At 55.7% G+C, this 440-nt stretch carries 1 protein-coding gene; it reads right to left on the reverse strand.

Features of this window, described 5'->3' with window-relative positions:
• Positions 1-40: 40 nt before the first annotated feature.
• On the reverse strand, positions 41-440 hold a 400-nt coding region (locus QCE63_RS35545), incomplete at its 5' end, for a transposase (protein WP_309839951.1).

A 440-nucleotide genomic window follows, 5' to 3' on the forward strand; every position in this document is an offset into this window, starting at 1 on the left:
GGGGGTGTCAGTATTTCCGTGTTCGAGGCAGATTGAGTAATTACACGGAAGGTCGAACGAATCGATCTGCATAAAGGATAGCGAATTGGTTCATGGCCGTCTTCCAGTCATGGGCAGCACTGCCCCAATGGGTTGTGATCTTGCGCAGTGCCAGCCAGATGAGTTTCGTTGCCGCCTCGTCGGTCGGGAAGTGCCCGCGTGTCTTGATGATCTTGCGCAGTTGCGAGTTGATATTTTCAATCGCATTTGTCGTGTAGATGATCTTGCGCACGCCCGGGGGAAAGGCAAAGAACGGGATCACACGATCCCAGGCGTTACGCCACGCGAGACTGACAGTGGGGAATTTCTGCCCCCATGGACCATCCGCAAAGGCATCAAGTTCAGCCTGCGCAGCTTCCGCACTGGCGGCCGCGTAGATCGGTTTGATCGCCGCAGCCAAT

Origin of the sequence: Caballeronia sp. LZ065, from assembly GCF_031450975.1 — a bacterium.
Classification (GTDB): Bacteria; Pseudomonadota; Gammaproteobacteria; order Burkholderiales; family Burkholderiaceae; genus Caballeronia.